General features: G+C 70.9%; 6 protein-coding genes. 2 read left to right on the top strand and 4 right to left on the bottom strand.

Going from position 1 to position 6,346, the window contains the following annotated elements:
* Nucleotides 1–255: 255 nt before the first annotated feature.
* Entirely contained in the window at nucleotides 256–1,041 is a 786-nt protein-coding gene (gene nagB / locus AB0435_RS29715; protein WP_366008360.1) for a glucosamine-6-phosphate deaminase, read from the bottom strand.
* A gap of 520 nt (nucleotides 1,042–1,561) precedes the next feature.
* On the opposite strand from nagB, the gene AB0435_RS29710 reads away from it, so the two are divergent.
* Entirely contained in the window at nucleotides 1,562–3,031 is a 1,470-nt protein-coding gene (locus AB0435_RS29710) for a PAS domain-containing sensor histidine kinase (RefSeq protein ID WP_366008359.1), read from the top strand.
* 138 nt (nucleotides 3,032–3,169) lie between these two features.
* On the opposite strand, the gene AB0435_RS29705 is transcribed toward AB0435_RS29710, so the two are convergent.
* Nucleotides 3,170–3,427, bottom strand: coding sequence for a WhiB family transcriptional regulator (locus AB0435_RS29705; protein WP_004937597.1), 258 nt, complete (start codon nucleotides 3,425–3,427; stop codon nucleotides 3,170–3,172).
* 320 nt (nucleotides 3,428–3,747) lie between these two features.
* Entirely contained in the window at nucleotides 3,748–4,716 is a 969-nt protein-coding gene (locus AB0435_RS29700) for a diacylglycerol kinase family protein (RefSeq protein ID WP_366008358.1), read from the bottom strand.
* Nucleotides 4,717–4,840: 124 nt separating this feature from the next.
* Between AB0435_RS29700 and AB0435_RS29695 the strand changes: the two genes are divergently transcribed.
* The gene (locus AB0435_RS29695; RefSeq protein ID WP_366428373.1) at nucleotides 4,841–5,341 is read left to right on the top strand and encodes a hypothetical protein; all 501 of its coding nucleotides are present in this window, start codon (nucleotides 4,841–4,843) and stop codon (nucleotides 5,339–5,341) included.
* A gap of 55 nt (nucleotides 5,342–5,396) precedes the next feature.
* Here the strand turns inward: AB0435_RS29695 and AB0435_RS29690 are convergent, their stop codons facing one another.
* The gene (locus tag AB0435_RS29690; protein ID WP_366008356.1) at nucleotides 5,397–6,332 is read right to left on the bottom strand and encodes an RNA polymerase sigma factor SigF; all 936 of its coding nucleotides are present in this window, start codon (nucleotides 6,330–6,332) and stop codon (nucleotides 5,397–5,399) included.
* Nucleotides 6,333–6,346: the final 14 nt, after the last annotated feature.

The raw sequence follows: 6,346 nt of genomic DNA, 5'->3' as shown, positions 1-6,346 counted from the left end.
GAAACTGGGGGCAAGCCCCCAGACCCCCTGTCCTCAAACGCCGGACGGGCTGATTGTGCTGGCTTCGGTCCGCACCATCCAGCCCGTCCGGCGTTTGAGGACGCGCCCGAAGGGCGCCTCCGCCGCAGGCGGCGAACCGGCCCGCAGCCGGGGGCTTGGGGCACGCGCCCCAGTTCGGGAAGGGGCGGGGTGGGGAAAGGCCCGCCGCAGGCGCAGCGGGCCCGTACCCCCAGGCAAAACCCCTGGCAGGGCGCGCTACAGCCCCTGCCAGGCCGGCTTGTTGGCGTACGTGTGCCGGAAGTAGTCGGAAAGCTTCAGCTTCGACGCCGCGCCCTCGTCGACGACGACCGTCGCGTGCGGGTGGAGCTGGAGCGCGGAGGCCGGGACCAGGGCCGAGACGGGGCCCTCGACGGTCGCGGCGACGGCGTCGGCCTTGCCCTCGCCGGTGGCCAGCAGGACCAGGTGGCGGGCCTCCAGGATGGTGCCGATGCCCTGGGTGATGACGTGGTGGGGCACCTGGTCGATGTCGCCCTCGAAGAACCGCGCGTTGTCGACGCGGGTCTGCTCGGTGAGCGTCTTGATCCGGGTGCGGGAGGCGAGCGAGGAGCACGGCTCGTTGAAGCCGATGTGCCCGTCGGTGCCGATGCCGAGCAGCTGGAGGTCCACGCCGCCGGCCTCGGGCAGCGCCCGGTCGTACGCCTCGCAGGCGGCCTGGACGTCCTCGGCGGTGCCGTCGGGACCCATGAAGGAGTCCTCGGTCAGCCCGAGCGGCTCGACGACCTCGCGCAGCACCACCGAGCGGTAGGACTCGGGGTGGTCGGCGGGCAGGCCGACGTACTCGTCGAGCTGGCAGACGCGGGCGCGCGAGGCGTCCACCGCGCCCGCGCGGACCTTGCCCGCCAGCGCCTCGTAGATGGGCAGCGGGGTGGAGCCGGTGGCCACGCCCAGCAGGGCGTCCGGCTTGCGACGCAGGAGCTCGGCCATGGCCTCCGCGATGAGCTCGCCGCCTGCCTTGGCGTCCGGGACGATGACAACTTCCACGCTGTGCCTGCCGATCTGGAGAGTGGGCTGTGGGGTTGTGGTATAGACCAATCTAACAGAGTGGACTGTCCGGAAGATGCTTCCCCTCCCCGTCCGTCCGCGTACCGGGGGAGCGGGCAGCGGGCCGTAAATACGGCGGCCGTGGAGTTTGAGAACGAAGCGCGGCCGGGGATATCGGCGGGAGGCGGTGGCCGAGTGGTGAGAGCCGAGGGGGGCGGCCACTACGGGCCGCGGCGCCTGGCCGGGACCCTCGGCCCGGCCGGCACCGCAGCCCGGAGCCGGTTCGGCCCACCGGCGGCGCGGGGTGTGCGGTCCCCGCGGCGCGGTGCGGCCGATGGGAGGCCGCGGCGCGATCAGGGCAGAAGGTGCCGGGCCTCGATCCACCCTCCTGTGCGGGGAAGGCGGAAACTTTGCTTACTCATTGTGGACTAGACCATTCGCCCATGTCCATGCCCGTGCGGGCGCCAGGTGGAACAAAGTGAGGCCGTCGGGCGCGGGTAGGCTCACAGCCGTGCCCTCCATGAACGACCTCGTACGCCAGCACACCGCCCTGGGCGACTCCGACCTGGAGTGGCTCCACCTGCTGGTCTCGGAGTGGCAGTTGCTCTCCGACCTGTCCTTCGCCGACCTCGTCCTGTGGGTCCCCACCCTCGACGGCACCCGCTATGTGTCCGTCGCCCAGATGCGGCCCAACACCGGCCCCACCTCCTACCAGGACGACATGGTCGGCCACCTCGTGCCGCGCGGCCGCCGCCCCATGCTCGACGCCGCGCTCGACGAGGGCCGGATCGTCCGCGAGGGCGACCCGGAGTGGCGCGAGGAGGTCCCGGTCCGGGTCGAGTCCATCCCCGTACGCAGGGAGGGGCGGGTCCTCGGGGTCATCGCCCGCAACACCAATCTGCTGACCGTGCGGACGCCGAGCCGGCTGGAGCTCACCTACCTCCAGAGCGCCTCGGACCTCGCCCAGATGATCGCGAACGGGACCTTCCCGTTCCCCGGTCAACAAGTCGACATGGACGCCTCGCCTCGTGCCGGTGACGGTCTGATCAGGCTCGACGCGGACGGCATCGTGCAGTACGCCAGCCCCAACGCGCTCTCCGCCTACCACCGGCTCGGCCTCGCCGCCGACCTCGTGGGGCATCATCTGGGCGAGACCACCGCTCAGTTGGCGCCCTCGCGCGGACCGGTGGACGAGTCCCTCGCCAAGCTCGCCAGCGGCTGGGCGCCGCGCGAGTTCGAGGTCGAGGGCAGCGACGGCGTCATCCAGCTCCGGGCGATTCCCCTCAAACCCAAGGGAAATCACATCGGTTCACTCGTACTCCTGCGCGACGTCACCGAACTGCGTCGCCGCGAGCGCGAGTTGATCACCAAGGACGCGACCATCCGGGAGATCCACCACCGGGTGAAGAACAACCTCCAGACCGTGGCCGCGCTGCTGCGCCTCCAGGCCCGCCGGATCGGCTCCACCGAGGGCCGCGAGGCGCTGGAGGAGGCGGTCCGCCGGGTCGGCTCGATCGCGATCGTCCACGAGACGCTGTCGCAGAATCTCGACGAGCGGGTGGAATTCGACGAGATCGCGGACCGCGTCCTGGCCATGGTCGCCGAGATCTCCCCGGGCCGGGTCGCCGGCCGGCGCACCGGGCGCTTCGGCATCCTCGACGCCGAGGTCGCGACGCCGCTGTCGATGGTCCTGACCGAGCTGCTCCAGAACGCGATGGAACACGGCTTCGGGCCGGGGGAGACGGGCACGGTCGAGATCACCGCCGTCCGTAGCGGCACCCGCAAGGAGGCCCGCCTGCTGATCTCCGTCCAGGACGACGGCCGCGGCCTGCCGGAGGGCTTCGACCCCCAGCGCACGGGAAATCTCGGCCTCCAGATCGTGCGGACGCTGGTGGAGGGCGAGATGGGCGGCACCTTCGGCATGCTGCCGGCGCCGGGCGGCGGCACGAAGGTGGTCCTGGACCTGCCGGTCAGGGCCGACAAGCCGTAGCCCGGGCGCGGGCGCGTCGCTGTGAGGACGCTCCCGCACAACGCAACGAGCCCCGGACCTTGAAAGGTCCGAGGCTCAAAGCTATGCGCATCGGGGGGTACTGCGCGCTGCGGCTCGGGTGGCCGAAGGGGTGTCGGCTCAGGCGGTCGCGTTACGCGCCCGGTTGCGAGCGGCACGGCGCTTCATGGCGCGGCGCTCGTCCTCGCTGAGTCCACCCCAGACGCCGGAGTCCTGACCGGACTCGAGCGCCCACTGCAGGCACTGCTCCATGACGGGGCAGCGGCGGCAGACGGCCTTGGCTTCCTCGATCTGCAGCAGCGCAGGACCGGTGTTGCCGATGGGGAAGAAGAGCTCGGGGTCTTCCTCGCGGCAAACGGCGTTGTGACGCCAGTCCATGGCTGCTCCATCTCCTCGTTATTGCGGCTACGTTGCTTGTGAATGTGAACGCTTTCACGAATCCCCCCGCAAGGGAAGGGCTGACGCCCAGTCGAAACTGGGGCAGTCCAGGAAAAAGGGAGGGGGTTCGGGCTGTGTCGGGGAGCCTTGTTGAGCGGCCGTCCCGATCGCCATGAAGAGACTCGCAAACCTCGGCGGCGGATACAACCCCTTCTGGAAAGTTTTTTTTGATTCCTCGGTGTCGGCTAGGTCACAGCCGTACTTCCAGGGGGTGGAACCCAGCCTAAACGTTCGAGTGGAAGGACTTTAGGCCCTACCGCTCACACAATCACACGCAGTGCACGGCGTACGCCTGTGAACGTCACGCTCGTACGCAGCCCGAGGTGGTCACCGTCCATCTGGAAAGGCAGCGGGACCTGCGAATGCAAGGTGAACGCGGTCTGGTCGTGCAGGGACACGGCGTGTTTTCCGTGCGGTCCTCGTTCGGGCGTCGACCTCATCAGCTGAGTGAGGTGGCGACCGGCCGCCGCTGTCGACAGCTTGGTGAATCCCAGCACGTCAAGGGCGGTGTCGAAGGACGCCTGCGGGGACGCGTAGAGCGGGCGGTTGCCCAGGTACGACCACGGCGCGGTGTTGCAGATTATCGACATGACGAGATTCGTGAGTGGTTCCTCGCCCGGTCGTTCGAGGGTGATCGTGCCGTGCCGGCGATTCGGTTCACCGACGAATTGACGCATCACCTGTCGCACATACAGAGCGTGCGTCGAACGCTTGCCGCGCTCGCGCTGCTGCTCCACCCGGCCCACCACACCGGCGTCGAATCCGAATCCGGCACAGAAAGTGAACCAGCGCTCCGGAACGCCCTCGTCCGCCGTGCCGGGGGTGCCCCCCGCGAGACCCAGGCCGACCGTGCGTTCGGTGCCCTGGCGGAGCGCGTCGAGCAGCGCGCCCGTCGCCTCCACCACGTCGTTGGGCAGTCCCAGCGCGCGGGCGAAGACGTTCGTCGAGCCGCCGGGCACCACCGCGAGGCGGGGGAGGCCCTCCGGGTCGGGGCCGCCGTGCAGGAGTCCGTTGACCACCTCGTTGACCGTGCCGTCGCCGCCGAGCGCGACCACGAGGCCCGTGTTGCCGTCCTCCGCGGCCCGCCGTGCGAGGTCCCGGGCGTGCCCCCGGTACTCCGTGGTGGCGACCTCCAGCTTGAGGTCGCTGGCGAGCGCGTGCACCAGGACATCACGGGTACGGGCACTGGTGGTGGTGGCCGACGGGTTGACCACAAGGAGCGCACGCATGCGCGCTAGCCTACCTACCTGTCGGTACACGACCCATCCCCGGCCCGCGGTCCACCGGTGTCCCGTCGGTCACGTCGAGTGCCGCCGGACCCCGTACGGAATGGGCCAGGGCTACCCTGACGGGGTGAGCAGCAAGCAGTCCGCGCCGAAGTCCGCCCGTAAGAGCACCCGTGACGCCCGGGGCAGCCGGGACGGCGAGAAGAGTCACACCCCCGCGGCCCCCGAGCCCGCCGGCCCCCGGCCCGGGCGGCTGACGGCGGCGGCCGTGCTCACCGCGCTGGAGGGCGTCACCTTGCTGATCGGCGGGGTGTATCTGCTGGTCATGGGCTTCGCCGGGAAGCCGGACAGCCCGCAGCAGGCGGAGATGCTCGCGGTGACCGTGCTCGCCCTCGCCGTGCTGCCGCTGGCGGCGGCACGGGGGCTGTGGCAGCGCAAGCGCTGGAGCCGGGGCCCCGCGATGATCACCCAGCTCATGGCGCTGCCGGTCGCCTGGACGCTCGGCAACGCCGGGGGCGCGCTGATCGCCGCGGGCGTGGTCCTCGCGCTGGTGGCTGTGGGCACGCTGGCGCTGCTGGTGAACCCCACCGCGACCGAGGCGCTCGGCATCGGCCCGCGCGAAAGCTGACGCACGGGCCCCGAAGGGCCCCGTCCGATTCGTCCCTCGCCGGCGTCCGGGCCGGCTACTCCTCGATGAGCAGGCGGTCCCGGAGCTGGGCGAGGGTGCGGGCCAGCAGCCGGGAGACGTGCATCTGCGAGATCCCGACCTCCTGGGCGATCTGGGACTGGGTCATGTTGCCGAAGAAGCGGAGCAGCAGGATCTTCTTCTCGCGCGGCGGCAGGTCCTCCAGCAGCGGTTTGAGCGACTCGCGGTACTCCACGCCCTCCAGCGCCTCGTCCTCCGCGCCCAGGGTGTCCGCGACGGCCGGGGACTCGTCGTCCGTGTCGGGGACGTCCAGGGAGAGGGTGCTGTAGGCGTTGGCGGACTCCAGCCCCTCCAGCACCTCCTCCTCGGAGATCCCCAGCTGCTCGGCCAGCTCGTGGACCGTGGGGGCGCGGCCGTGCCGCTGGGAGAGCTCGGCCGTGGCCGTGGTCAGGGCCAGCCGCAGCTCCTGGAGGCGGCGCGGCACCCGCACCGCCCAGCCCTTGTCACGGAAGTGCCGCTTGATCTCGCCCACCACCGTGGGCGTCGCGTACGTGGAGAACTCCACCCCGCGGTCGGGATCGAAGCGGTCGACCGACTTGATCAGACCGATCGTGGCGACCTGGGTGAGGTCGTCGAGCGGCTCCCCGCGGTTGCGGAACCGCCGGGCCAGGTGCTCCACCAGGGGCAGGTGCATCTGCACCAGGTGATTGCGCAGCTGGGCCCGCTCGAGCGAGCCGTCCGGCAGCGCCCGCAGCTCGATGAACAGGGCACGGGCTCCACTGCGGTCCTGCGCGGTGGGGTGCTGGTGCCACTGTTGATGCCGGTGCTGTTCCATGTGGTCCGCCCGCTCTGGTGGGTCGCTCGCCTCGCCCGGCGCCGGCGTCACCGGGTCACCCGGATCCGCCGGCAGCTGCCGGGCAGGCTGCTGCGGGATGGCCGGGGCACGCACTCCCCGCGACGATGCAGTACTCACGGAGCCCCCTCTTC

Origin of the sequence: Streptomyces sp. NPDC051173 (assembly GCF_040689515.1) — a bacterium.
Taxonomy (GTDB): domain Bacteria; phylum Actinomycetota; class Actinomycetes; order Streptomycetales; family Streptomycetaceae; genus Streptomyces.
The sequence above is the reverse complement of the archived record's forward strand: the minus strand, read 5'-3'. Positions and strand labels throughout refer to the sequence as shown.

Coding starts and splice junctions, on each gene's coding strand:
- AB0435_RS29710 (WP_366008359.1), top strand. CDS start 1,562: ATGAACGACCTCGTACGCCAGCACACCGCCCTGGGCGACTCCGACCTG.
- AB0435_RS29705 (WP_004937597.1), bottom strand. CDS start 3,427: ATGGACTGGCGTCACAACGCCGTTTGCCGCGAGGAAGACCCCGAGCTC.
- AB0435_RS29700 (WP_366008358.1), bottom strand. CDS start 4,716: ATGCGTGCGCTCCTTGTGGTCAACCCGTCGGCCACCACCACCAGTGCC.